Source organism: Robiginitalea sp. (assembly GCF_049588695.1).
Lineage (GTDB): Bacteria > Bacteroidota > Bacteroidia > Flavobacteriales > Flavobacteriaceae > Robiginitalea.
The window spans coordinates 1-1768 of the sequence record NZ_JBAVZJ010000008.1; the positions used below are offsets into that span (position 1 = coordinate 1).

Annotated in this window: 1 protein-coding gene; it reads right to left on the minus strand. The window is 51.0% G+C overall.

The genetic code is table 11. The features are described from left to right. On the minus strand, positions 1 to 1768 hold a 1768-nt coding region (locus tag WBV75_RS00125), incomplete at both ends, for a hypothetical protein (protein ID WP_424118637.1).

Sequence of the window (1768 nt, forward strand, 5' to 3'; positions counted from 1 at the left end):
CCAGGGCGGCTTCAATCCTGGATTCCCGGGCTTGTTTCTCTGCGCGTTCCAGATCCAGGTACCGGGTGTAGGTTTGGCCGAATACGGAAGAAAAACGCGTGAATATATCCCTGATTTCTTCTTGTAAAGGGGATTCCGCAAATACAAATAGGGTGCCTTGAGGGAACAGGAAACTATAGTGGTAGACCGTAGGAGGGAGGGCGTCTAAATCCATCTTCACCGGATACTCCGGCGCTTCATTGATCGCTTTAAAATAATCCATTTTAGCGGCCCCTTCCAGGATGGCTTCATAGAGTGCTTTCCCTGCTGCCCAATGCTCCTGCAATCCTTTGAGCATGGGGTGGGCCCCCATTTCCAAAAAGCCCGTATGGAGAATACTTTTGTTATCTTTTTGAATGGAAGCAGTCCATACCTCCATTACTTCCGAAGGGCTCAGGATACCGATGCCACATCGGGTAGAATCCCCCAGCCCGAGACTGATCAGTTCCTCAAAGAAAGTGGTTACTGTATCTGCAATATCATTGGTATTGTGCATGGCCATGGTCCTGGCCCGTACCCGCTCCAGGGCCGCCTCAATCTGGGATTCCCGCGCCTGTGCCTCTGCTTTTTGAAGATCCAGAAATCGGGTGTACGTCTGTTCGAAGACTTTGCTGAACCGTTCCAGCAAATCAGTGGATCCCTCTGGAAGGAATTCCGGAGTGGAAACGACGAGGATGCCTCGGTTGAAAAAGGTACCTGTATGAATCCGGCGATCCTTTCTCAAATCCTCCCGGTAGGGCATTCCGATTTCTTCTTTCAGGTATCGGATCCACTGTTCCAGATCCTTGCCGGTTAACTCGATGACTACGGATTTTTTACCTTGTTTCCAGTCGGAATAGAACTTAGAGATGGTCGTAGGTTCCTCGATACTTCCTATAAAAAGTTGGTCGATCCGCTGCCCCCCCTGTTCCGTAGACCACCATTCAAAAATTCCTTCCTCTTCCCTGATGATGCCTATGTTCAGGCGCTCCAGGGCAGCTCCTAGGCTGCAGATTTGCTCAAAAAGCACTGCTGCTACTTCCCCCAGCTCCTCGCTCTTGTGCATAGCCATCGTCCTGGCCCGCACCCGCTCCAGGGCGAGTTGAATTTCAGATTCCCGGGCCTGGGCTTCGGCTTTTTCCAGATCCAGGAACCGCTGGTAAATCCGCTCGAATTCCCGGGCGAAACGGATTACAATGGAAATTTCCTCCTCCGTGGGAGGACGGCTGTGGTTAAAACCGAGGTACCCGAATTTATTCTGTCCCTCACACGAATAGAGTCCATTTGGAAAATCCTTTGGGCCTACACGGTATTTTTTGGGCATGGTTTGAATCAGCTCGTCCATGACCTGAAACAACTGGGTGACGGATTCTTTGGGATACACCAGGCATTGATGGCTTTGGGGAATACTTTTTTTCCAGCGCTCGACGGTGTCTTTCCATTCTTCCATCGCATCCAGGTCGATGATCTTTTCCCCTATTTTCCGCCCACCTTTTTTGCCGCTCAGGCGCAGCGAAAAACGATTATTTTCCAGGTCAATCAGGGAAAGGTGGGCACAAACCGGGTTGATCCCAAGGAAATCATATTGTTCGCAGAGCAGCCCGATGACTTCGTTGAGTTCTTCCGTATGCTGCATGGCCATAGCGCGGGCCCTGATCCGCTCGAGGGCTACCTCGATTTGAGCTTCCTGAGCCCTTTTCTCGGCATTCTGCAAATCCAGGAATCGCTGGTAAAGCCTGCTGAACTCTGT